We start from the raw sequence: 23,030 nt of genomic DNA on the forward strand, positions 1-23,030 counted from the left end.
CATGACACAGTTTGTCCTGCATATCGGCACCCACAAGACCGGCAGCTCCCTGCTGCAGCAGTTCCTGCTCAAGAACCGCGATGCCCTGCGGGCGCAGGGCATCGACATCCCCACCTTTGCCGGTCGCAGTGGCGCCAAGGTGCACACACACATCGCCAACTTCTTTCGCGGGTTGGACGACCCCTGTCACGACGAGGTCGCCGCCCTGATCGCCAGGGGCATCTCGGAGCTGCCGCACTGCCTGATCTCGTCTGAAAACCTGTATTGGTGCAATACCCGTGACATGGTTGCTGGAGTCCGCGCAGTCTTTCCCGTCGACACCCGGATCATCTGTCATTTCCGCACCCCGGCCAGCCATGCGGTCTCGATGTGGAAGCAGCTGCTAAAGGGCAAACGCAAAAGCAACAGCCTGCCGGACTATCTGGCAACCGCCACCGAAGAGCTGAATCAGGGGATCTCGTATTATTGCTATGACCCGTCGATGGCCCATTGGCGCAACTTCTTTGCGGATACCACCGCCGCGCTTTATACCCCGCAGGACAATCAGGCCTTTGTGCGCGCCTTCTTTGAAACCTGCCGCCTGCCGCTGCAGATCAGCGACACGCTGATCTATCCCAAGGCGGTGAATGTCTCGGTGTCGGATGAATGCTCGGTCCTGATGCTGCGGCTGAACCAAATGCTGGCGGCGGGGCGGCTCAGCACCGAGACGCGGGACAGATTCACCGCCAAGATCCTCAAGAATGCGCCTGCCTTCTCCGAGCAGGTCGCCCCTCATGCGACCTGGGAAACAGTGGACCTTAGCGCTTTCAATCAGGCCTTTGCCAAGGACAGCCCACAGCTAGCTGCCACCCTGCCCGCACCAGAACCCGAAATTGCCTTTCCCACCGACCTGCGGCTGAGCGACGAAGAGATCAAGAGGATTTGCGGTTCGCCTTGAAGTGCAGGACTTCCTGTGGGGCGCGCAAATCGGCTCTTTTCCGTAACTTCTTCCTATGGTTGCAGCAAGTTTTCGCGTCTCAACACATGGGCATGTCTTGCCCGAATCCTATGAAATTCCTATGAATGAAATGGGGGCAGGTATGTTTGGCAAGATGCGAGCAGCATGAAAGGCTGAAACATGGTGCGGGGTGTAAGATGCGATTTTTCAACATGTTCGGCTGGCCGGGCTGTTTTGCTTGGAATCCTGGCAGTGACGATCGCCTCAGGGCCGAGCACAGCCATGAGCCAGCAGCGGGCCCGCCCGGTTGTCACCCTGCACTGCGCTGTTACGGCGCCGCAGGTTGAAAGCCTGTGTCTGGCACTGGTGCAGCGCCTGGCCGCAGAGGTCCCAGGTGCGGTGATCCGGCGGGTTGCTACTCCGGTAGATGATACGCCTATGCTGGTGGCCCTGGACGCGGCAGTTGTCAGTGCCCGCCAAATGAGCGGGCGCCTCAGCTGGAAACACGGCGTCACGGCGCGCCAACAGGGGCCTGAGGTGAGGTTTGACGTCATCGACGCCACGCTCTCTGCCACAGTCTATGATGGCTTTGCCCGGGGCCTGATACGGGCCAGCCCAGATTTTAGGCTGGCCCTGCAAACCTTCCGGAATGAATCCGGGACGTTTTGAAACGAGTAATCTGATGCAGTTTATTGCTATCAATGAATGGATTTAGACGATGTGCGAAATATGTAATGTAACCGGAAATTTTGATCCTGACCGCCATGCCGACGGCACTGGCTTTGATGGGCCTATCATGGCGACAGTAAACGAGGGTGCGGATGCGGCCGCCAGTACTGCGACCGCCTATTCGATCTCCGTGGGCGATACCTTCAACGGCACGCTGAGCGCAGCCGGTGATCGCGATTGGGTGGCCATCACTCTGACGGCAGGCCAGACCTATGATATTACCCTGAATGGCGGCTCACTGAGTGATCCCTTCCTGCGGCTCTACGATTCCGGCGGCAACTTGATCGGTTACAATGATGATGTGAGCTATCCATCAAATTTGAATTCCGGGTGAGTTACACCGCTAAGCAGCACCGGCACCTATTATATCGCCGCGGGGCCTATGCGGATTCGTACAGTGGCACCTATAGCATGTCGGTGTCCGGCAGCACGACGCCGCCGACGCCGGGCACGGTAGGCACGCTGGATCAATTGGCCGATTACCTGACCCACGGCTTCTGGGGCGGCAGTCCACGCAGTTTTGATACCAGCGGTAGCAATCAGATTTCGGTGAATATCACCGGGCTGACAGCAGCCGGGCAGCAACTGGCCCGCTGGGCCTTTGAGGCCTGGGAAACGGTGGCCAATATCAATTTTGTCGAAACCAGCGGCTCTGCCCAGATGACCTTTGACGACAATGACAGCGGCGCCTACGCGACCTCTTCGACCAGCGGCACCACGATCAACTCTTCCAACGTCAATATCAGCACCGGTTGGCTCAGCAGCTACGGCACCGCCCTCGACAGCTACTCCTTCTCCACCTATGTACATGAGATCGGCCATGCGCTGGGACTGGGACACCAGGGCGATTACAACGGCAGTGCCACCTATGGCGTCGATGACACCTTCACCAACGACAGTTGGCAGATCTCGGTGATGTCCTATTTTAACCAGACGGAAAACACGACAACCAATGCCAGCTATGCAGCCATTGTCTCGACGATGATGGCGGATATTGTGGCGATCCAGAACCTGTATGGGGCGCCGGGGTCCAACAGTGCCACCGCAGGTAACACCATCTACGGTGCGAACAGTGCCCTGGGCACCTATATGGATCAGCTGTTTGACCTGATTGCGGCGGGCACCACCTCCAGTGTCTATGGCGGCGATCCGATCACCTTTACGATCTATGATCAGGGTGGCACCGATACGGTGGATCTGTCCTTTTCCACCACCCATGACCGCGTCAGCCTGCTGGGAGAAAGCTTCTCGAATATTGGCGGCCTGATTGGCAATGTCGGTATTGCCCGCGGCACGGTGATCGAAAACCTCCTGGCCGGGTCTGGCAATGACACCCTCACCGGCAATAGCGTGGGCAACCAGATCAGCGGCAATGGCGGTAATGATGTCATCTCGGGCGGCAATGGCAACGACACCCTGTCGGGCGGCCTGGGCAGTGACTGGATATTCGGCGGCTTCGATGATGACAGCATCAATGGCGGCGACGGCCTCAATCACCTCTTTGGCGGCACCGGTCAGGATACTCTGATCGGCGGCAACCAGGCGGACCGGCTGATTGGCGAAGCGGGGCACGACGTGCTCTCGGGCGGCAATGGCAATGATACTCTCAATGGCAATCAGAATGCCGACCGCCTGTATGGTGGGTTTGACGATGATCTGCTTTATGGTGGCGATGGCACTGATCGGCTGTTTGGGGGCACTGGCCAGGACACCCTGTACGGTGGCAGCCAGGGGATATTCTGTACGGCGAGTGGGGCCATGATGTCCTGTCCGGTGAGGCGGGCAATGACACGCTTTATGGCAATCAGAACGCTGACCGCCTGTACGGCGGCCTGGGCAATGACCTGCTTGACGGGGGACGGCCTTGACCGCCTGTTTGGTGGGTTGGGCAATGATACCCTGAATGGTGGCGCTCAGAATGACCGGCTTGTGGGGAATGGGGCAATGATCGCCTTGTTGGCGGCAGCGGCAACGACACGCTGTTTGGCGACCAGAACCAAGACCGTCTGGAAGGCGGCAGCGGCAATGACAGTCTTGATGGCGGCGTCGGTTTCGATACCCTTCTGGGAGGCTTTGGCAATGACACGCTCAACGGCGGCGCCCATGCTGATTTGCTTGCAGGGGGACGGATCCGATATCTTTGTCTTCACCGACGGCACCGGCGCAGATCGGGTGACCGATTTTGACGCTTTTGACAATGCAGAGCGGTTGGACTTGAGCGGCCTGTCGGCAATCACAAGCTTTGCCGATCTGACCAGCAATCACCTGACCCAGTCCGGCGCCAATGCCTTCATCAATGCTTAAGCAGCGCTGGCACCATCACATTGTTGAATGTGCAACTCTCTGATCTGGACGCGAGTGACTTCATCTTCTGAGGTCTGGCCTAAATCCTGACCACCAAATGCCCCTGCCTGGGGTGCCTGGTGGTCAGGATTCCATTTTTGTGGTACCCAAACGGATCTTGCCCTAACGAGCGACCGGGACCACCAAGTCAGGTTGCCCCTTCAGCCACAGTTGGACAGAGGTCAGCCTGAGTGGAAAAGCAGGACGCAACAGTTGAATTTCAACCCATGGTCAACTTCGTTGTTGCCGGGGCTCAAAATCTGGAACAACCGCATTGCGCAGTTTCCTGAGCCAACATCCGGACATCGGACTGGTTGACGGCGGCAGTGAAACCCATTTCTTTAACAAGCACAGCGCAGCAGCGGCCCGCAAAGACTATGACCTGTATCATGCCATGTACACACCGCAGGCCCTAAGCCTCTGCACCGGTGATGTCACTCCCATTTATCTCTATCGCGCGGACTGCCTGCCTGCGATCCAGCAGTACAACCCGGATATGAAACTCATCGTTCTTCTGCGCAATCCGGTCGACAGAGCCTATTCCCATTGGGGTATGGAACGGAAAAAAAAGAAAGAGAGTCGCGGTTTTCTACCGGCACTGCTCCATGAAGCAAGATATCTGCGAACCCATGGGCAGCATCCGGTCTATTCCTATATTCAGCGCAGTTTTTATGATGCTCAGATTGCTCGGCTACACAGGCTGTTTCCGGCAGAAAACTGCCTGATCCTGCGCAATGAAGACCTGCGCAACGCGCACAGCGCAACCCTCAGCAAGGTCTTCAGATTCCTTGGCGTTTCAGAAATGATTCAGCCAGCCCCTGCAGCGGTCAGGACCGGAAGCTACGCGCCCATGCATCCTGTGATACGGCGCGGGCTGACTGCGGTTTTCCGCAAGGATATCCGCAGGCTGGAAGCCCGCCTCAATTGGGATCTGTCTGACTGGTGCCGCTAAAGCCTGCTTCGAACAGGCCCCGCCGGGCTCATCTGAACAGAAAGTCCTGATGATAGCGCCGCAAAAGGAACAGGCCCAAGATACAAGTGATGCCCGAAACCAAGAATATATAGATCGGTGAAATATAGTTGGGTGAGTAAAACGGATAAAACCCCTCCCGCATCTGTCCCACCACATGGATGAGGGGGTTGTACCAAAGGAAGTCTGAATAGGGACGCGGCACATCATCAAATACAAAAAAGATGGCCGAGATCAGGAAGAGCGGGCGCGTTAGGATAGACCAGATGGTTTGCCAGAGCGGATAGGCCAGAACCAGGAAGGCATTGAGGCTGCCAAAACCAGCCGCAAGGGACAGGGCCAGCACATAGGCAAAGACAATACTGGTGAAATCAAACGTGGTGCTCGCATCGGTTACCAGAAGAATAGCGCCGACAACAATACTATGGACGATCAGATGCGTCAGAGCATTCAGCAGGTAACGCGCAAGCAGCGCATCCAGAAAAGTCACCCGCGGATATTCTAGCAAACTGCGCGAAAACGGAATTGTCTGGGCCATCTTGTTGGTGATGTCATTGAACATCGTAAAAGGCAGCATCCCAGAGGCGTAAAACAGCGCAAAACTGGTCCCCATAGGAGGGCTACGGAAGCCCGCCGAGAAAATTGCCACCAGCAGGGCAATCCCTGCCGCGGGCTCAAGAACCGCCCAAAGATACCCCCGGGTGAGCGCCCGTATGTGGTCGACATTTCACGCAGCATCAGGGCCGTGATGGCACGCCCGCTGGACAGGCGCGGCTGAACAGGCCGCAGGCGTACTTGGCTCAAATCACTCATCGGGAGGGTTGGTTAATCTCTGGTTTTGATGCGAGGTCTACTGTATCGTCCGCCGCAATGAAACGCAAATTTTTCCCAAAGGCACTTTGATACATGCCTGCTACCAATACAAAAACTGATCCGGCAGCACCGGCCCCAGTCAAACCTGTCGACGATGGTGCCCCACCAAAGTCCCCGACCGGTACCGCCGTCCATTAAGGTGGAAACGGTGCAACACATCCGTCCTCCAGCCGCAGCAAGCCGTACCCGCGGGCGGCACCGTGGCATTGCCCTCAGCTTTCTGCTCGCCGTGGTTTTACCCTTCGCGGTGGCCACTTGGTATCTCTATGAACGCGCCGCTGACCAATATGCCTCTTATCTGGGATTTTCAGTCAGGACCGAAGAAAGCAGTTCAGCCATCGAACTTTGGGCGGAATTACCGAACTTTCCGGCTCCAGTTCTTCTGACACGGACATCCTGTTTGACTACCTGAACAGCCAGCAAATGGTACGAAAGGTCGATGAAAAGGCGGATCTGCGCGGGATCTGGTCTCGGGTCAGCACGCGCCAGGATCCGGTTTTGCTTATGATCCCAACGGCAGCATCGAGGATCTTCTGGACCATTGGAAACGTATGGTGCAAATCACCTACGACAGCGGCTCAGGACTTCTGAACCTGCGCATCCTGGCCTTTGATCCGGCAGAGGCGCGCAAGATCGCCAGCGTCATTCTCGAAGAATCCGACACCATGATCAATAATCTCTCAGCCATCGCGCGTGAGGATGCGATCAAATACGCCCGCGATGAGCTTGAAACAGCCGTAGAGCGCCTGAAAGAAGCCCGGCGCGCCATGACCTCCTACCGCAACCGGACCCAGATCGTTGATCCCTCGATCGATACGCAGAACCAAATGGGGTTGCTCACCATCTTGCAGCAACAATTGGCTGAGGCGCTGATCGAACAGGACCTTCTCATGGACAATGCGCGCGAGGGGATCCACGGGTCATTCAGGGCGGCGCCGCGTGGTGGTCATCGAACAGCGCATCGCCGCTGAACGGCGCAAGCTGGGGCTGGGGGGCAGTGCTGCCGGGGCCACAGTCTTTGCCAATCTTGTTGGCGAATACGAAGGGCTTCTGGTGGATCGGGAATTTTCCGAGCAGGCCTATACCGTGGCCTGGGCCGCTTATGATGCAGCTCAGGCAGAGGCCCGCAAACAAAGCCGCTATCTGGCAGCCCATATCCGCCCAACCTTGGCGGAGCGTGCGGAATATCCTGACCGCCCCATCCTGCTTCTTGTGATTGGGGTCTTTTTGCTGTTTGTCTGGCTTCTGCTGGTGCTGATCTACTACAGCCTGCGCGACCGTCGCTGATGATTTATCTGGATCGGCTCAGGAAAACTGTGCCCTTACGCGGCAGTGAAAAGTCATCATTGATGATATCACGGCGACCTTTCCCACCGGGGCAAGCGTCGCGCTTCTGGGCCGTAATGGTGCCGGCAAAAGCACTCTGCTCAAAATTATCGCGGGCACCCTGCGTCCAACCTCGGGGCAGGTGCTCACGGATGGATCAATCTCATATCCAGTCGGCTTTGCCGGGTCTTTCCATGGCGACCTGACCGGCGTGCAGAACACCCGTTTTGTGGCCCGGCTTTATGGTGTCGACACGGATGAGCTGGTAGATTTTGTACAGGATTTTGCCGAACTGGGACGGCATTTCCACATGCCCTTGCGCACCTACTCTTCAGGAATGAAAGCGCGGCTGTCCTTCGGTGTCTCCATGGGGATCCGCTTTGACACCTACCTGATCGACGAGGTGACCTCGGTCGGGGATGGGGCTTTCAAGCGCAAGAGCGTCGAGCTTTTTGAAGCCCGGCTGGAGAACGCAAGCGCCGTGGTAGTGACCCATTCTCCGCCCATGGTCCGACGCATGTGCAACTACGGAGTGGTGCTGGAAGAGGGTAAGGTCGTGGCCTATAGCGACATCGAGGAAGCCCTGGAACATCACGATCGCAACCTGAAAGAAGCCAGTTCCCAATAGGTTATTGGCGGGGCGACAGCAACTCGCGCAACAGAGCCTGGGCATTTCTGTCAAAAGCAGATCGACTCCACTGCTGTTTCCAGGCCGCGCGGATCTCTGTGCTGTGCCGCTCCCGCGCCACCAGATACTCGTGGATCAGGAGGTCTGCACTCTTGGCATCCTGATCCATGCTCTCAGCACTCAGCTGCAGCACCCGCGCCATGGGATGACCGGCTGCCACATCTGCAGCGGTTTCGAATGGGCTGAGCAACAGCGGCAACCCCGCCTCACAGGCTTCGAGGGCCCCGATCGGGGTGCCTTCATAACGGGAGGTGAGGAGATAACCATCCGCCTCAGCCAAGACGGGGCGGATATCGGCCATGGCACCGCGAAATTCCAGCCGGGCTGCCGCCGGTCCCGCGATCTGGCGCATCTGGCGCTGGAATGCAGGCTCTGCGGTGCCACCACCACACAGGATGAGCCGCATATCTTGGGGCAGGTGGGAAAAGAAGCGCACGGCCAGTGCATAGTTCTTCTGATAACCCACACGCCCGGTCAGAACCAATGTGCGGCCTGGGGTTCGGGGGTCAGGCCGCTGGGGCAGGGGCCCCAGATCCGAACTGTTGGGCAGAACATGGCAGCGGTGCCGCCGCAACACCGAAGCACCAACAGCGGTGACCATGCGCTGTTTCTGGGTCACCGTGAGAAAAATCAAATCCAACGGCGGGCAGGCTGCAAGCAGGGCCTGCTCGACCCGGCGCGACAGCGCCGCCATCCCCGACCGGTGACCTGGTCCAAAAGGCAGCCCGTGATAGGTCAGAGCCACGCGGGTTTCCGGTGCCGGACGCCAGAGGCGCAAGGCCAGCGCAAGACGCCCCAGCAGGACAGGCAAACGGGCATGCAGCCAGACGAGAGACCAGGGCCTGCTTTGCACAATCCCAAGAAAACCACACCATCCGCGCCACAGATGGCCAGGGTTCAAGCTGCTTTTCAACCTCTGAACAACATGATGCCTGGCACCACTTGCTTTGAGATCAACATAGCCACCACGGTCTGCCTCACTCACCACATGCACTTCGGCCGCGTCTTGCAAGGCGCGGGCCAACATGCAGATATTGCGTGGCACACCCGAGGGCCCCCCATCGCCACCTGCCAACAGGATGGTGGGACGCGCGTCAGACACGGCCAAGAGCGGCACCTCCCCAAAAGCCAAAGCGCGACGCCCGTGACTGTCGATAGACACCGCTTTGATAAAAGCGCCACAGGCGACAGGGAAGGTGACTTTGGCGCGCGGCAGTAAACCGCTCCAGGGTCGATCTGGTGTCAGGCGTCAGCAGGGGTGCCACCGCCTGCATAGCCTGAAGATTACCGCCAACCCGTTGCGCAAAGGCGCCCTGCATCACGGCGTATTTACGGCGCAGCTGGGCCCGGATGCCTGCGCCTTCGCCAATCACATTGGCCCCATGCTGTCGGTAAAGCAGGCCCGGTTCCTCATCAAACAAGATCCGTCCTCCAACACCGCTGATCAGCAAATAGAGCCACCAGTCATGCGCAAAGACATCGCCTGTCAGGCGGGCCGCCTCGCGCACCAGCCCTGCGGCCGCAGGATTCAGGACGATGGTGTTTCCTGTCGCGATATTTTCGACCAAGGCATTGCGAAAACCCGCGGGCCGCTGCAGCCGCGCGCTCAATCGTTTGCGTTGGGTGTCTGATTCCCAGACCCATTGCCGCGACGCATAGAGGGCCGGAACTGTGGCCGGGACCTTTGAGAGCGCGGTCAGGGCCCGGGAGAGTTTATGCGGCAACCAGATATCATCTTGATCAGAAAATGAAATATACTCCGGGCTCTCCTCCAGATTACGGATCATCTGCATGAAATTCCGGGAAAACCCCTGGCCAGGGCCTTGGCGCAATTCCAGCGGGTGGCGGTTTTGACCGGCAAAGCTGCGAATGATCTGCTGGCTGCCATCACTGGACCCATCATCGCTGCACAAAAGCCGCCAGTTCACATGGTCCTGGGCTGCCAGGCTCTCCAGCTGTTCAGCCAGGTGGCGCGCGCCATTATAAACCCCCATGAGAATAAGGACTGGCACAGGGGCTGAAGAAGCGGGGGCAACGGGCATGACTTGGACATCCGCCACTTGTTGCTGGTGGTCAAGGCCCGTTTTCAATGCGCCCGTCCGCAATAGGTTTGGCGCTATGGTGCAGCATTTGAAAATAGGCTAGCAACGATGTTAAAATAAGGATTTTATTGTGCGTCGTTTTTTTAGAACAGCTCTTATTCAAAGGTTTATTCAAAGCTGCCGGGAGGAGGGGCTGCGGTCAGCCGCACGCAAGGCCCGGATCTATATTGCGATGCGTCTCCGGGGCCTTGCCCCTTCTGGGACTGCCGCGCTGGGTCATGATACTGCCATGCACCGAGATCACATGTACCTTGGCAAGGTCTGGCAAACCCTGGCCCAAAAGGAGGCCTTTCACATTTCCCCGGCGCCGGCGGTTCTGCGGCAACGCCGCAAAATTGCGCTGATTGCAGATATGAACCTGCCCCAGTGCCGCAAATACCGGGTCGAACAGCTGGCGGGTTTCTGGGAGACCCAAGGGGTAGATGTCGGCTATGCCCATTACCAGGACGTACCGCGCTGCGTCTCAGTCCTGCAGGATGCCACGCATCTGATGGAATACCGGCTGCAAAACACACCCGTCACCTCGATGTATCGCTACGAAGCCCATCGGCTACGGCTGCCAATTCTGTATGATCTTGACGACCCATTGTTCTCGGTCTCTGCCTATGAGACCTATCAGAATATGTCAGCGCTGCCCGCCTCCATGAAGCTGCATTTTCTCTCCGAAGCGCCCCGTTACCTGGACATGATGAACGGGGCCGATCTGATTACCGTTTCGACCCCCGGGATGGCGCAACACACGCGACTTTACACAAGACGTCCTGTCCATATCCGCCGCAACTTTGCCGATGCGCTCACCCTGGAAGCTGGCGCTCAGGCCCAGGCCGCCGCAGGCGCCGCCAAAAGGCAGGACGGTGTCTTCCGCTTGGCCTTTGCCAGCGGGTCGCAGGGGCATGAGGCCGATTTTGCCATCATCCAAGAGCAGGTCTCTGCATTCCTCGCTGCTGCTCCCCAACGGCGATTGATGATCCTGGGCCATTTCGACACGGATTTCCTACCCACAGACTTGCAAAAGCAAGTCGAAACACACCCGTTCACCACCTATGCGCGCTATCTTGAAACATTGGCCCTGGCGGATTGCGCCATCATGCCGCTGGCAAATGATATCTTTAACAGCTGCAAATCCGCCGTGCGGGTCATTGATGCTGCCTCGGTCGGGGTCCCCTCGATTGCTGGTACGGTCAGCGATATGGCGCATGTGATCCGCGCAGGGGAAACCGGCCTGATTGCAGATGAGCCTGAGGCCTGGACCACCGCATTTGAGCAGCTGGCGCGCGATCCCGACACAGCCCGAAAGATGGGCAATGCAGCCCGCGCTGATCTTGAAACCCGCTGGTCTGGTCAACCCGAAGACCACATTATTTCCCCCGAAATTTTACACTGGGTCAAGGGATGAAAGACATGCACATCCTGCTCGCCAATGTCTTCTTTGCCCCTTTCACCTATGGCGGCGCAACCATTGTAGCTGAAGAGGTCGCCCAGGCTCTTGTTCATCAGACCGGCTGCCGCGTTTCGGTGGTCTCGGTCACCTTCGGGCAGGGACTTGCCCCCTATACGCTGACAAAATCTGAAAAGAACGGCATCGCCAATTACCTCATCCATATCGATCAGAACCGCTCCTATGCAGAGCTCTATGACAATCCGCAGATAACGGCCCTGTTCGGACAGTTGATAGACCAGCTACAACCCGATGTCCTACACGCCCATTGCCTGCAGGATATCGGCGCAGGCGTCCTTCAGACAGCCAAGGCCCGCGGTCTCCCTGTTGTTCTGAGCGTGCATGATTTCTGGTGGATCTGCGATCGGCAATTCATGATCCGGGTCAACCAACGGTACTGCGGCCAGGATCCGGTGCGCATTGAGAACTGTCGCTCCTGTGCAGAGAATTTCTCTGCAGCCCGCACCCGTTTTGACTATCTGGCGGCCCAGGCCGCCTATGCCGATGTCATTACATACCCCAGCCAGTTCGCCCTGAACCTGAGCGAGGCCTCTGGCTTTGGTCCTGGCAAGGGTGTGGTGTGGAGCAATGGCGTCAACATGCCGAAGGCTGATTTCAAAGACCGCCAGGCCGCGCGGCGCGAAAAAGACCCAAGGCTGGTTTTTGGATTTGTCGGGGGGCCCTCACAAATCAAAGGCTGGCCACTGATCCGTGAGGCCTTTACGGGGTTGCCACACAGTCATTTCGCCGGGCTTGTGGTCGATGGCAGTCTGGATGGCAGTTGGTGGAAGGGCCGCACTCTAAAGGCCCTATCCGGCAACTGGCAGATACACCCCAGGTTCTCACAGTCGGACATGGATGATTTCTACTCAAAAATAGATGTTTTACTGTTCACCTCTCAATGGAAAGAAACCTTTGGGCTTGCCATCCGCGAGGCTTTGGCCCGCGGTATCCGGGTCATCCAGACGGACAGTGGCGGTACGGTCGAACATGGCAGCATTCCAGCTCATAAGCTGATCCCAATCGGAGCCCCCAGCACCGAATTGCGTCAACAGATTATTGAAGTTCTCGACGAGAAACCCACCGCAACCCCATCGATACCCGTCACCAGCTTCTCTGATCAAGCACGGCAGCTCTCAAGCATTCTGAATGATCTCGTGCCATAGGGTCTTGGTGTATTTAACATAACCCCTATTATGGGTGCGCGCATTGTGACAGGGTGCGCGCTACTTCCAACTGCAACTCTTGTTAGGAAACAGTAGCTTATCTAACAAGAGGAATCGGTATGGGGCCGTTTATAGCCAAGTGGCCCCGCATTCGGCGCATCACTGCCTATAGGTGACGCCAAACGGAAAAACGGGCCCAACGGGCCCGCTATCTCAAAACCACAGACCCATAGGCCTGCCTTACCAAGTCTTAGTTGGTTGTGGTTGTGGTTGTGGTGCCCGATTCGTCATCGTCATTGACGATGACGCCAACGACAACCACAGTCGTAACGACAGCAGCCGTGGTGCCAACGGTCAGGCCGGTCTGACCCAGAAAGATTGGGGTTTCTTCAACGACTTGTGCCGAGGCCGAAGTTGCGACAGCGGCAAGAAAAAATGCGGTAATGATCTGTTTCATAATCCAAACTCCATTGGAATGCTCTGGGCTAATGTTAAGCCAGTTCAGGTTATAGTTCAACGCAGGTTTTTCGCGCCTATTGGTTGAAATTTAGTTTTTATGTCTCCGTTGCCGAAAATCAGCAGATATTGACCTTCAGAGGGTCAATTGCCGGATCCGCAGATACCCTATGGTGGGACCGGCCCATTGGCGCGACTGCCACAGACGCCCCGAGACCGAATCAACCCAATAATCATTCACCACCACGCCAGCCTCGGCGCCCTCACCGCCTTCGCACCGCTGCTGCAGATGCCGGGTGGCATAGCTGAGCGCGATAATCTCTATCGTCTCGGCACCCAGATCCTGCAAGTCACAGGCCAGGTTGAGGCTGCGGGATTCATTGTCCAGCCCGCGAATATGATAGCTCCGCGCCCCCCCGCGCTGCGGTCCACTGGCACCATTTCCAACCAGCGCCGAGGCCGATAGCAGATCATCGCCAAGACCGCGGGTGGCAATCAATACACCATTGCGCAGCGCCAGAGTGACATTGTCATCGGTGCGCCAGACCACGATCTGGCCGGGCTCGCCATCGCGACGCACCGCCTCTTGGCGCAGATAGGCCAGCAGATCGTGGCGCTCTAGCGTCACCTCGATATAGGGGCTTTTGACAGTGTCGAGCTGAGCTCGGGTCGGCGGCGGACGCACCTCCTCAGAGCGGTTGCGCAGAGCGGCGACCTTCTGCCCCACGGCCTGCGCCACCTCAACCTCAAGCGGGGCTTTCTCTGGTCCCCGGCTACAACCGCCAACCAGGATCATGACGCTCAGCGCCGTCAGTCTTGCCAGATGCAATCTCATTCCCAAAACGTTGCCCCTTGCTGTTCCAGGCTGGCGCGATGCGCATCGCGGATTTTTCCATAAAGCCGTCCCGGCACCACCACCCGTTGCCCCCCATCGCGCTGCACCGGACGTATGGTCGTGCCAAAGGCGTTGCGGCTGGGGCGTCCCAGCATCCAATCCAGCGGAATCCGGAAGCGAAAGCCCTTGTCAAACGAGCCTTCGCCGAAATCTTCCGCCGAGACATCGGTCTTGGTGAAAAAGCCGCCCACCGACCAGCCATTGGCGAACACCCGATCAATACTGAAGGTGGCGCCATAGTCGCCGGCCAGATACCGGCCCACATCGACCTGCGCGTGAAAGCCATTGTTCAGTTGGTAATAGGCCGAGGCATGTCCGGTAAACGTTTTATAGTCGCGAAAGCCCAGGCGCTGATCGAAGTCACGCTGAATGACATAGTTGCCCTCGACCCCCAGCGCCAAGCGGCTCGACACCGGCTTCCACAGCAGTTCACTCGAGACGCCGCCATACATGCTCTCAAAATAGCCAACCGTGGCGCGGGCATAGAGATTTTCGCCCGGTTTCCAGCTGCGCGCCAGATAAAGGTTCTCCAGGGTGGTGCCAAACTGCGCATATTCCACCTGATCGGTGCGCACATGCGGCAAGGCAGAATTCGAGGCGCGCCCGTCTTTGACATTGCCGGCCAGGCGTTGACGGATGGCACCGGCAAAGATCCAGCCCGGCGCCGGCGCGTAGCTGGCGGCGAAATCAAGACCGACATCCAGCCGGAACGGGCGATCCGGATCGAAATAGGCCGGTGCCGAATAGGGGCTGATCGAGGTCGCGAAGGCCGGATAAAGATCACCCGATTGCAGCGCCTGATCGGACATCGGGCGCGCGTCGGTGAAACCGGTCACCGCCAATATCGCCGCGGTGCTATCGGGGGCAAATTCCAGCGCCTCTAGGTCTGAACGCCGCAGCACCGTGGAGGACAGGCCCATACCGGTGCGCACAGGCACCAGTCGAAAGGTCTCGACCGAGGCTAGCAGAGCCCGCGATGCCGCCCGCGCAGCGCGACCCACCGCCAGCATATAGGAGCGGTAGCGGGTATTGCGGAACCGTATTTCGGCGCTGGTCCCATTGATATCCAGGCTTTCCAGAATCAGTCCATCTTGGCGCAGCGCTTCGGCAAGCTGGTCACGGATCTTCAGCACCGTGGCCTCGCTTCTGGCCCAGTCTTGGCTCCAGTCGCTCGGGTCCGGTGCCCAATTGCTGCGGGGCGACACGGGTATCGGCGCGGGCACCATCATCGGAGTTGGCGAGTATTTCGGGTTCAGCTGGAACTGCGCGCTCAGCCCGATTTCCGAGCCATAGAGGTAATAGAGGCCCAGCCGGGTGCGAGGCGTCCACTCGTATTCTACCCCAAAGTTGAGAGAGGACTCGCGTTCAAAAACATCCGGCCCGCCGGTTTCTGTTACATAGGCATCCGAGGAATATTCCGCCTTTAGCCCCCAGCGGTCATCAACCTGCCATTCAAGACCTGCAAAAGGGGCGAAATCGCCGCGAAACCACTGGTCAATAGACAGCTCGCCACCTGAAGATCCAGCAACAAAGCCAGGCCGCACTCCACCGATATTGCCAATTGCCCCGTGGGTGGCCAGTCTCCCCCAGCCCAGCCCTGCCGTCACCTTCAGCCGTCCGGGTCCCCCCCGCGCCGTCAGCGCAGGTGTATCAAAGCCCTTGGTCGCAACAATATATTCGCTCGCATAGATGCCGGTGCCGGCAAAATCCTGCAGCCCCACCGTCACAGCAGGACGCCAGCGTCCCTCTCTCCAGAGGCGGGCCCGCACATCAAAGCCGCGGTCGTAATAGGTGTTAAAGCCGTCAATCGGAGTTCCGTTGGTCTGGATACCATTGTAGCGAAAGGTGGCCGAGAGCCAGGGCAGTGCCTGGAATGTCATATTGTAGCGGCTTTGGCCTGCAAACCAGGACACAGTGGTGTTCCATTGACCATCGGGCTGCATTTCAGCACTGGGCATATCAATCAGCCCGGAGGTGCCGTAGAAATTCAGGCTCGGCGCCGGAATGCGTTTGAAGCGCGGCGCCTCCTCAGCGCTGGCGGTACTTTGAGTAGCAAAGGCTCCGATTGCGCCAAAGCCGGCGCCGCCCCTATACAGGTCACCGCAGCAATCCAGCCCGCAAGCGCCAACCGCGCGGAAAATTTCGAAATCATATTCACCGGGGAATCCACTGCCCTTACTGCCATACGCTGCATACCGTTAAAGCATGAAAGAGACAAACATTTCAATGGATCAGGAGGTCTTTCGCGCCCCGATCGTGTCTTCTCCGCCGCCCTCGATCCAGCGAGCGATCAAAGTTCGAACCCCCACTTCATCACCGCTGGCCACCGCCTGGCGCAGTTCTCGCATCAGGGCTGCCACCTCAATTTCCGACAGCACCGCCTCTCGGGCGCAGAAAATCTTGGGGTTGTGGGTCGGGGTCAGGTTGGCGCTCAGCGTCAGCTCTTCTTCCATCTTCTCACCTGGCCTGAGGCCAATGATTTCGATCGCGATGTCCCCATCCGGGTGTCTTCATCCCGCAGGCTATAGCCTGCGCTTTCGATCACTTGGCGCGCCAAATGCAGGATAGAAACCGGCTTACCCATATCCAGGACAAAGACCTCACCGCCCTGGGCTTCGGCACCAGCCTGCAACACCAGTTGCACTGCCTCGTGGGTGGTCATGAAATAGCGTTTGACCCGCGGGTCGGTCACCGTCACCGGCCCGCCCCGGCTGATCTGATCCTGAAACAGCGGCACCACAGAGCCGGAGGACCCCAGCACATTGCCAAAACGCACCATGGTGAAGATGGTCCTGGAATTGCGCGAAGCCAGATCCTGCACAATAAGTTCCGCCATGCGCTTGGAGGCCCCCATCACATTGGTCGGGCGCACCGCTTTGTCCGAGGAAATCAGAATAAAGCGCTCCACGCCCGCACGGGCGGAAAGCCGCGCCAGTGTCTGGGTGCCAAAGGCATTGTTGGCCAGCCCAGGCAGGGGATTGGCCTCGACCAGGGGCACATGTTTATAGGCGGCCGCATGCAGGACCACCTGGATCTGATGCCGCTCCAGCACCATACGGACCTGACGTGGGTCAGTCACCGACCCCAGCACTGGCACCACCTCAACTCCAAGTTCCTGGCCCAGTGGGAACAATTCCTGATGGATAGTATAAAGCGCCAGCTCGGAGAGCTCGTAGAGCACCAGTTTGGTGGGATGACAGGCCAGGACCTGACGGCAAAGTTCGGACCCGATCGATCCCCCAGCCCCCGAGACCAGCACCACCCGATCCTGATAAGACTGGCTGGCCGCATTCAAGGGCACATCCCGCGTATCCCGCCCCAGGAAACTCTGCGCTGAAGCGGGTGTCAGCTTGTCTACCAGCGCCTCTTCGCCAATCAGTTGGGCAAAGGAAGGCAACACCTGAACCTCTAGGTCCAGCGCCTGCAGGCGACGGGTGATCTGAGCCTGTTTTGCGACGCTTTGCGACGGCATTGCCAAGAGCACCCGTCTGATTCCACGGTTGGCGACGATCTCGGCGATATCCGTCGGCGTGTGGACCGGCAGCCCCAGCAGGGTCGCCCCCTGCAAAGAGGTATTGTCATCGACAAAGGCCACCGGATCGATGCCATCATGGGATTTCAGCGCCTGGGCCAGTTGCGTGCCCGTAGCACCGGCGCCATAAATCAGCACCCGGCAGCGCGGCTGCATCCGGCGATAAATCACCAACGTCAGCTGCAGCATGATCGCCCGCGCCAGCGCCATAGAGACGAAATAGAATAACCCAAAGACCACATAGGTGCCCGGCGGCAAATCCGGCCCCACCATATAGGTGAGCAGGGCCAGAACCGTCGCCGTCAACACAGCCACCAGCGCCGTCAGCATCATTGCGTGACGCTCATAAGCGTTGAGTTTAACCCGGTACAATCCCAACCAGACCGAGGTTCCCGCCGTCACCAGAACCGCGTAGGGCAGGACAGGCACCATCAGGGCCAGGGTCTGCAGCGCTGGATCTGGCAGGGGTTGTACCACAAAGGTAAAAACAGTGCCAAAGGACAAAGCAGCGCATCCAGCGTCAGAAAGACATAGGATTTTTGTTTTCTCGAAAGCCGACTGATTAAATCAAACATATCCTGTGCCCCGGCACTCAACTACTTCTACTTCACTTATTCACCGCGTTATCGCCCGCCAACCCTGCAAAAATCAGGCGCATGCCTATCGCATCAAGCCCCGGAAAATACTGGGCCTGCGCATAATCGGTATAAAAAGTGCCATGACCCAAGACCTCGTGACCATCGCACATTTAGAGTTTCAAAATTTATTTGAGTCTCAGTATTACTCACTTCCGTTTCCTAACACAAATATAAGCTTAGCGAAAACCCGCCGTTTCTTCTAAAACCGAAAACGCACAAATTTGTATCCTTTCGCCCCCAAAAAGCCCGGCCAGAAAGCAGGAGAGACCCGCCCCGCCATTGCGGCCGCCTCGTCCCTCCGGTTCAGGAGCGCCGAAAGATATTGCCGATGGTCTGAAACACCAGATCAAGATCGAAGCACATGCTTTGGTGCCGCTGATAGATCAGATCCAGGCGCGCCTTGGCCGGAATGCAGATCCGGGAATAGACCGCATCGGTTGCCTTGGCACTGGCGCAGCGCCGCAGCAGCGCCGCCTCATGTTTGTGATAGACGATCGAGCCCAGGCCGGTGACACCGGGGCGCGATTTCAGCACCGCCTCGTAGATCTCCGGATAGGCTTCGACATATTGACGCAGTGGCGGACGCGGCCCCACAAAGGAGAGATCGCCCCTGAGGATATTCCACAGCTGTGGGAATTCATCCAACCGCTTAGAGCGCAGCCAGGCGCCGGTCTTGGTGATGCGCGCCGTCTTGTCGCCGCCCGAGACCCCGGTATCGCCCTCCACCACCGTCATCGTCCTGAGTTTCCACAAGCGGAAGCCGCGGGTTGGCGTGGTCATGCGTTCTGCCAGGTAGAACACCGGCCGACCCTCTTTCAGCAACAGCCACAAAAGCAGAGCCAGCAGAATTGGCCCCAGAATAACGATCAGCAGCGTGACGAAGAAAAGATCAAAAAATCGTTTGCGCCAGGTCATGGGCGTTCAGAACCTTCCAAATGCAGGGCGTGAAAATCCGGTTCTAGTACGGCCCATTCCCTTGCCAGACAAGCGGCATCCGCTGTGGCAGGCATATCTTTCTGTGAGAGGGCTTTCTGCAACAAGGTCAGGTCAAACGCCACCTCTGGAATGGCCCGCTCTGAGGCCGGTTGCAGCGCAAATTCCCGACCCGCCGCGCGCAACAGATCCCCCATGTCGATCGTCCCCGGCTGCGCCAGATTGACGATGGGCGGCAGACGCGGGGTCCGCAGCAGGGCTGCCAGAACCTGTGCCAGTGTGCGCACTCCGATATAACTGCGTCGCGGGCTCTGGCCGTTGGGAAAACAATCCAAAGAGAATCCCGGTCGCCAGCCGCCCAGAATAGCATCCAACCCGGCGATATTGCCGATGCGCAGGGCACAGACCGGCACGCCCAGCTCCTGCCCCCGCGCCAAAGCCTGCAACTCCATGTCCCGTTTGGCTTGACCATAGGCATGGGTTGGCCGCACCGGCTCTTCTTCTCGCAACAGCCCCGAACCCGCGCCATAGACGGCGGCCGACGAGGCCAGAAACACCCTAGCTGCACCCTCGTCTCGCCCGGACCGGTCTGCCGCCTGAGCCGCAGCCTCAATCGCGGCCAGCGCCAGATGCGTATTGTCCGCAAGATCGGTGCCACGCCCGGGCACGACCCCGGCCAGGCAAAGCACCTGATCTGCCCCCTCCAGCGCCTGCATCAAACCATCAGGGTCCTGCAGCGGATCCAGTATCACCCAATCTTCCTGCAGCCCCGCATCCGCCTGAGGCCTGCGCGCCTGCCAGCGGGTTTGCGCCTCTGCCGACAACATCCCGGGCCAGCACTGGCGTAGCACCCAGCCAATCCCCCCCGAGGCCCCTAAAACCACCGTAACCTCTCTCACTGTGGCTGGAAAACCCATTTCTGGTTCCTGTTCCTGCTGAAGACACTACTGCTTGCGTCCTCTTGGTTGACGCACCGCCCAAGCCTAGTATCTTGCGGCTATCAAAAATCAAGATGTTTCCTGAAAGAGCCTCCATGCGCCTAGTGATTCCCCTGCTCGCCCTTGTTGGCCTATCTCTGGTTACGGCGGCCTGCGGGCGCCTGCCCGGCGGCGCCCCTGCCAGCGAAGAGATTGTCAAACAATCCGACGCAGAGGATGCCGGTTTTTCCCTCTACCAGGTGACTCGCGCCTTTCTGCCCACGGTGGCGCATTGGCCCGCCACCGGCAAACAGGAACGTTTACCTTGGATCCGCGCCAGCCATGGCGCCAAGACCCAGATCATTCAGCCCGGTGACATGCTGACCCTGCGCATTTGGGACAGCAGCGACAATTCTCTGCTCACCTCGATCGATCAGAAGGATGTACAACTGCAGGATGTTCGGGTGGCGGCCAATGGCACCATCTTCATGCCCTATGTAGGCAATGTGAATGTGCTGGGGCTGACCCCGGATCTGGCCCGCGAAAACCTACAGGTTGAACTGGAAGCCATTGTTCCCTCTGCCCAGCTGCAGCTGGACGTCAAAGAAGGGCGCAACAACTCGGTCGACCTGGTCTCAGGCGTCGCCCGGCCGGGCACCTATCCGATGCCCAACCGGAACTATTCGGTGATGGGCCTGATTTCAGCGGGCGGCGGCATCAGCGCCGGCCTCAACAATCCGCAGATCCGCCTGGTGCGCGGCCACCAGATCTACGGCACCTCGGTGGACAAGCTGCTGGACGATCCACAGCTCGACACTCTGCTGCGCGGCGACGACCGGGTCTTTGTCGAGGAGGATGAACGCTATTTCCTGTCCTTTGGTGCCACCGGCAAAGAAGATCTGCACATCTTCACCAAGGATGAGATGTCAGCGATGGACGCGATATCCATCTCTGGCGGGTTTCAAGACAGCCGTGCGGATCCGCAGGGATTGCTGGTTCTGCGTGAGTACCCCCCTAGCGCCATCGCGCCGGGAGAGCGCGGCCCGCGTCAGCAACGGGTGGTTTTCAGTCTTGATCTGACATCAGCGGACGGGTTGTTTTCGGCGCGCAGCTTCCAGATCAACCCAGGTGACTTGCTGATCGCAACGGAATCGCCCATCAATGATGCGCTGACCATCTCCAACCTGATCGGAAACTTCTTTGGTGTCTTCAGCCAGGCCGGAGTTCTTTAACAGGCTGGAGTTCTTTAAAATATCGCGCCGACAACGTAAAATGGCGATATCGTTAAAAAACACTTAAGATTTATATTATCTTGCGTTATCCTGACGTGGGGTCAGGTTGCTTTTGTCTCTAGAAGCGACCTGATCAGCCATAAGAGTTGATGCTCCCAACAAGGACAGAGCACGGATGAGATATGTATCAAACCTTCTGACCGCGGGACTGGGCCTGCTGTGCTATCTGGTGACTGCGGGGGCTGTTCTGGCGCTGAACGCTGATCCGGCGTTCCAGCACAATTCCAATGCTGTCTGGTTTGAAAACTGGACCGGTCTCAGCAACGCGACCCTGATTATATCAGCCCCCAATGGTAAAAGAACCGAGATTTTCGTGGCAGCCGGCACGCCAGTTTACGAACTGGAGCGCGGCGTGGTGCTGGACGGGAATTACCATTATGAGTTGAGGGCAGCCACCGATGAGCAGATTGAGATCGCTAATCCCATCGACAACGGCAGGGAAGAAATTGCCTCCTCCAAGGCCAAACCCTTTTACAAAGACGGCACATTTGTGGTCTCGCGCGGAGTGATCATCACTCCCGAAGAGATTAACGAAGACTGACCGATAAAAAATATGCAGCGCAGCGCAAGACACGCGGCGCCAACGAAGAAGGAATTTTTTGATGTTACATGTATTCCAACGTAGCCTCATTTCTGGGATCGGCGCCCTGGGCTTTATCGCCGGTGCAGCCCAGGCAGACCAGGTGATCCTAGATGACCTGATTGTCGATGGCAGCATCTGTGCCGGCTTTGACTGTGTGAATGGCGAGAGCTTTGGCTTTGACACCCTGCGGCTGAAGGAAAACAACCTGCGCATCCACGCCGTGGACACCTCCAACTCGGCCTCTTTCCCAAGCAATGACTGGCAGATCACCTTCAACGACAGTTCCAATGGCGGTGCCAACAAGTTCTCCATTGACGATATCGACGGCGGTCGCACCCCGTTTACCATCGAAGCCGGAGCACCATCGCATTCGCTCTACGTCGACAATGCGGGCCGTCTTGGTATCGGCACCAACAACCCGGTGGTTGAAATCCATGTGCCCGATGGTGATACCCCAACCCTGCGACTGGAACAGAACGGTTCTTCCGGCTTTACCCCCCAGACCTGGGATGTGGCAGGCAACGAGACCAACTTCTTTGTCCGCGATGCCACCAATGGCAGCAAGCTGCCGTTCAAGATCAGGCCCTCTGCGCCCACCAATTCCATTTATGTGGATACGGATGGCGATCTTGGTCTGGGTACCGCCAGTCCACGGGCCGCCCTGGATGTTGCGAATGGCAGCATAATTGCCAGTGCCAGTGGGGCCGTCGGCCTGACACTGGATGACACCTCCGGAAGTGATCCCGACTTCAAACTGCAGTATGAAAGCGGATCTGCGCGGATGTCCTTTGCCGGAACCGGGCAACCGGAACTGGAACTGAAGCAAAACGGCAATATCGTTGTGGCTGGCACATGTGTTGAGTTTGCCCGCGGGGGCTCCTCTTTTGCCTGTACCTTCGCTGCCGGCGGAAGCGCCTCCTGCGCGGCTGCGCCTTCCTCCTGCCCCTAAAACCGCATACCGCCTATCCGCACGAAATCATCTTCGTGCGGATAGGCCTATATTCCTGTAACCAGCCAAAAGGATGACACCCTTTTGGCTGGTTTTTTTATACGTCCCTAAACTGAGCTCTCACCCTGCCTGAGCCTGGCTGCAGGTATTGGAAAAAAGCGCAGGAGAATCGCATTGGCGCCTAATCAGGGCTGCAGCTGATCTTGTTCGAGGCCCCATAACAGATGTGGCTGCTTCACAACAAAGCAGCCACATCTTTTTCA

Annotated in this window: 23 protein-coding genes and 1 pseudogene; 14 read left to right on the forward strand and 10 right to left on the reverse strand. The window is 58.1% G+C overall.

Annotation, left to right across the window (positions count from 1 at the left end):
• Nucleotide 1: 1 nt before the first annotated feature.
• The 5 genes from EBB79_RS21650 to EBB79_RS21670 all read left to right on the forward strand — a co-directional run bounded on the left by EBB79_RS21650 (nucleotide 2) and on the right by EBB79_RS21670 (nucleotide 4,961).
• Entirely contained in the window at nucleotides 2–937 is a 936-nt protein-coding gene (locus EBB79_RS21650) for a hypothetical protein (RefSeq protein WP_127751139.1), read from the forward strand.
• Between the two features lie 252 nt (nucleotides 938–1,189).
• Complete coding sequence (locus tag EBB79_RS21655) at nucleotides 1,190–1,606, forward strand: hypothetical protein (protein WP_127751140.1); 417 nt, start codon at nucleotides 1,190–1,192, stop codon at nucleotides 1,604–1,606.
• A 49-nt stretch (nucleotides 1,607–1,655) separates the two neighbouring features.
• Entirely contained in the window at nucleotides 1,656–2,000 is a 345-nt protein-coding gene (locus EBB79_RS24640) for a PPC domain-containing protein (RefSeq protein WP_177627901.1), read from the forward strand.
• Nucleotides 1,997–3,970, forward strand: a complete 1,974-nt coding sequence (locus EBB79_RS25815) for a M10 family metallopeptidase (protein WP_476739490.1) — start codon at nucleotides 1,997–1,999, stop codon at nucleotides 3,968–3,970. The genes EBB79_RS24640 and EBB79_RS25815 overlap by 4 nt, the downstream gene beginning before the upstream one ends.
• Before the next feature lie 256 nt (nucleotides 3,971–4,226).
• Entirely contained in the window at nucleotides 4,227–4,961 is a 735-nt protein-coding gene (locus tag EBB79_RS21670; protein ID WP_127751141.1) for a sulfotransferase family protein, read from the forward strand.
• A gap of 28 nt (nucleotides 4,962–4,989) precedes the next feature.
• On the opposite strand, the gene EBB79_RS21675 is transcribed toward EBB79_RS21670, so the two are convergent.
• The gene (locus EBB79_RS21675) at nucleotides 4,990–5,628 is read right to left on the reverse strand and encodes an ABC transporter permease (RefSeq protein WP_338045812.1); all 639 of its coding nucleotides are present in this window, start codon (nucleotides 5,626–5,628) and stop codon (nucleotides 4,990–4,992) included.
• Nucleotides 5,629–6,000: 372 nt separating this feature from the next.
• Between EBB79_RS21675 and EBB79_RS25025 the strand changes: the two genes are divergently transcribed.
• From EBB79_RS25025 to EBB79_RS21685, 4 genes are all read left to right on the forward strand, one after another.
• Nucleotides 6,001–6,264 carry a hypothetical protein gene (locus EBB79_RS25025; RefSeq protein ID WP_238705132.1) on the forward strand — a complete coding sequence of 88 codons (264 nt, stop codon included), beginning with the start codon at nucleotides 6,001–6,003 and terminating at the stop codon, nucleotides 6,262–6,264.
• Between the two features lie 142 nt (nucleotides 6,265–6,406).
• Complete coding sequence (locus tag EBB79_RS25030; RefSeq protein WP_238705134.1) at nucleotides 6,407–6,823, forward strand: hypothetical protein; 417 nt, start codon at nucleotides 6,407–6,409, stop codon at nucleotides 6,821–6,823.
• Nucleotides 6,792–7,139 carry a hypothetical protein gene (locus EBB79_RS25035; protein WP_238705135.1) on the forward strand — a complete coding sequence of 116 codons (348 nt, stop codon included), beginning with the start codon at nucleotides 6,792–6,794 and terminating at the stop codon, nucleotides 7,137–7,139. The genes EBB79_RS25030 and EBB79_RS25035 overlap by 32 nt, the downstream gene beginning before the upstream one ends.
• A 106-nt stretch (nucleotides 7,140–7,245) precedes the next feature.
• A complete protein-coding gene (locus tag EBB79_RS21685) occupies nucleotides 7,246–7,806 on the forward strand; it encodes an ABC transporter ATP-binding protein (RefSeq protein ID WP_338045818.1) in 561 nt (186 codons plus the stop codon).
• Nucleotide 7,807: 1 nt separating this feature from the next.
• Here EBB79_RS21685 and EBB79_RS21690 read toward each other — a convergent pair whose 3' ends face one another.
• The gene (locus EBB79_RS21690) at nucleotides 7,808–8,968 is read right to left on the reverse strand and encodes a glycosyltransferase family 4 protein (RefSeq protein ID WP_238705145.1); all 1,161 of its coding nucleotides are present in this window, start codon (nucleotides 8,966–8,968) and stop codon (nucleotides 7,808–7,810) included.
• Complete coding sequence (locus EBB79_RS21695; protein WP_164860876.1) at nucleotides 8,961–9,956, reverse strand: glycosyltransferase family 2 protein; 996 nt, start codon at nucleotides 9,954–9,956, stop codon at nucleotides 8,961–8,963. The genes EBB79_RS21690 and EBB79_RS21695 overlap by 8 nt, the downstream gene beginning before the upstream one ends.
• A gap of 241 nt (nucleotides 9,957–10,197) precedes the next feature.
• Between EBB79_RS21695 and EBB79_RS21700 the strand changes: the two genes are divergently transcribed.
• Nucleotides 10,198–11,364: a glycosyltransferase gene (locus tag EBB79_RS21700; RefSeq protein ID WP_164860877.1), complete on the forward strand. Its 1,167-nt coding sequence runs from the start codon at nucleotides 10,198–10,200 to the stop codon at nucleotides 11,362–11,364.
• A complete protein-coding gene (locus EBB79_RS21705; RefSeq protein WP_127751145.1) occupies nucleotides 11,361–12,572 on the forward strand; it encodes a glycosyltransferase family 4 protein in 1,212 nt (403 codons plus the stop codon). The genes EBB79_RS21700 and EBB79_RS21705 overlap by 4 nt, the downstream gene beginning before the upstream one ends.
• A gap of 250 nt (nucleotides 12,573–12,822) precedes the next feature.
• Here the strand turns inward: EBB79_RS21705 and EBB79_RS21710 are convergent, their stop codons facing one another.
• From EBB79_RS21710 to EBB79_RS21735, 7 genes and pseudogenes are all read right to left on the reverse strand, one after another.
• Entirely contained in the window at nucleotides 12,823–13,029 is a 207-nt protein-coding gene (locus EBB79_RS21710; protein ID WP_127751146.1) for a hypothetical protein, read from the reverse strand.
• 135 nt (nucleotides 13,030–13,164) lie between these two features.
• Nucleotides 13,165–13,863: a YjbF family lipoprotein gene (locus EBB79_RS21715; protein WP_127751147.1), complete on the reverse strand. Its 699-nt coding sequence runs from the start codon at nucleotides 13,861–13,863 to the stop codon at nucleotides 13,165–13,167.
• Nucleotides 13,860–15,881 (reverse strand): YjbH domain-containing protein, encoded by a 2,022-nt coding sequence (locus EBB79_RS21720; protein WP_127751148.1) that lies wholly within the window; start codon nucleotides 15,879–15,881, stop codon nucleotides 13,860–13,862. The genes EBB79_RS21715 and EBB79_RS21720 overlap by 4 nt, the downstream gene beginning before the upstream one ends.
• A 273-nt stretch (nucleotides 15,882–16,154) precedes the next feature.
• Nucleotides 16,155–18,030: pseudogene (locus EBB79_RS21725) on the reverse strand (polysaccharide biosynthesis protein).
• Nucleotides 18,031–18,062: 32 nt separating this feature from the next.
• Nucleotides 18,063–18,203, reverse strand: coding sequence for a hypothetical protein (locus tag EBB79_RS24550; RefSeq protein WP_164860878.1), 141 nt, complete (start codon nucleotides 18,201–18,203; stop codon nucleotides 18,063–18,065).
• Between the two features lie 193 nt (nucleotides 18,204–18,396).
• Entirely contained in the window at nucleotides 18,397–19,008 is a 612-nt protein-coding gene (locus EBB79_RS21730) for a sugar transferase (protein ID WP_127751093.1), read from the reverse strand.
• Nucleotides 19,005–19,943, reverse strand: a complete 939-nt coding sequence (locus tag EBB79_RS21735) for an NAD-dependent epimerase/dehydratase family protein (RefSeq protein ID WP_127751149.1) — start codon at nucleotides 19,941–19,943, stop codon at nucleotides 19,005–19,007. The genes EBB79_RS21730 and EBB79_RS21735 overlap by 4 nt, the downstream gene beginning before the upstream one ends.
• 116 nt (nucleotides 19,944–20,059) lie before the next feature.
• On the opposite strand from EBB79_RS21735, the gene EBB79_RS21740 reads away from it, so the two are divergent.
• From EBB79_RS21740 to EBB79_RS21750, 3 genes are all read left to right on the forward strand, one after another.
• Nucleotides 20,060–21,175 (forward strand): polysaccharide biosynthesis/export family protein, encoded by a 1,116-nt coding sequence (locus tag EBB79_RS21740; protein WP_127751150.1) that lies wholly within the window; start codon nucleotides 20,060–20,062, stop codon nucleotides 21,173–21,175.
• 175 nt (nucleotides 21,176–21,350) lie between these two features.
• Nucleotides 21,351–21,776 (forward strand): hypothetical protein, encoded by a 426-nt coding sequence (locus tag EBB79_RS21745; protein WP_127751151.1) that lies wholly within the window; start codon nucleotides 21,351–21,353, stop codon nucleotides 21,774–21,776.
• A gap of 61 nt (nucleotides 21,777–21,837) precedes the next feature.
• A complete protein-coding gene (locus tag EBB79_RS21750; RefSeq protein WP_127751152.1) occupies nucleotides 21,838–22,767 on the forward strand; it encodes a hypothetical protein in 930 nt (309 codons plus the stop codon).
• Nucleotides 22,768–23,030: the final 263 nt, after the last annotated feature.

The sequence above is a fragment of the Parasedimentitalea marina genome (assembly GCF_004006175.1).
Taxonomy (GTDB): Bacteria; Pseudomonadota; Alphaproteobacteria; order Rhodobacterales; family Rhodobacteraceae; genus Parasedimentitalea; species Parasedimentitalea marina.

What these genes read in the sequence shown, in the direction of transcription:
- EBB79_RS21650 (WP_127751139.1), top strand. Translation starts at nt 2, where the DNA reads ATGACACAGTTTGTCCTGCATATCGGCACCCACAAGACCGGCAGCTCC.
- EBB79_RS24640 (WP_177627901.1), top strand. Translation starts at nt 1,656, where the DNA reads ATGTGCGAAATATGTAATGTAACCGGAAATTTTGATCCTGACCGCCAT.
- EBB79_RS21700 (WP_164860877.1), top strand. Translation starts at nt 10,198, where the DNA reads ATGCACCGAGATCACATGTACCTTGGCAAGGTCTGGCAAACCCTGGCC.
- EBB79_RS21705 (WP_127751145.1), top strand. Translation starts at nt 11,361, where the DNA reads ATGAAAGACATGCACATCCTGCTCGCCAATGTCTTCTTTGCCCCTTTC.
- EBB79_RS21710 (WP_127751146.1), bottom strand. Translation starts at nt 13,029, where the DNA reads ATGAAACAGATCATTACCGCATTTTTTCTTGCCGCTGTCGCAACTTCG.
- EBB79_RS21715 (WP_127751147.1), bottom strand. Translation starts at nt 13,863, where the DNA reads ATGAGATTGCATCTGGCAAGACTGACGGCGCTGAGCGTCATGATCCTG.
- EBB79_RS21720 (WP_127751148.1), bottom strand. Translation starts at nt 15,881, where the DNA reads ATGCCCAGTGCTGAAATGCAGCCCGATGGTCAATGGAACACCACTGTG.
- EBB79_RS24550 (WP_164860878.1), bottom strand. Translation starts at nt 18,203, where the DNA reads ATGTGCGATGGTCACGAGGTCTTGGGTCATGGCACTTTTTATACCGAT.
- EBB79_RS21730 (WP_127751093.1), bottom strand. Translation starts at nt 19,008, where the DNA reads ATGACCTGGCGCAAACGATTTTTTGATCTTTTCTTCGTCACGCTGCTG.
- EBB79_RS21735 (WP_127751149.1), bottom strand. Translation starts at nt 19,943, where the DNA reads ATGGGTTTTCCAGCCACAGTGAGAGAGGTTACGGTGGTTTTAGGGGCC.
- EBB79_RS21740 (WP_127751150.1), top strand. Translation starts at nt 20,060, where the DNA reads ATGCGCCTAGTGATTCCCCTGCTCGCCCTTGTTGGCCTATCTCTGGTT.
- EBB79_RS21745 (WP_127751151.1), top strand. Translation starts at nt 21,351, where the DNA reads ATGAGATATGTATCAAACCTTCTGACCGCGGGACTGGGCCTGCTGTGC.
- EBB79_RS21750 (WP_127751152.1), top strand. Translation starts at nt 21,838, where the DNA reads ATGTTACATGTATTCCAACGTAGCCTCATTTCTGGGATCGGCGCCCTG.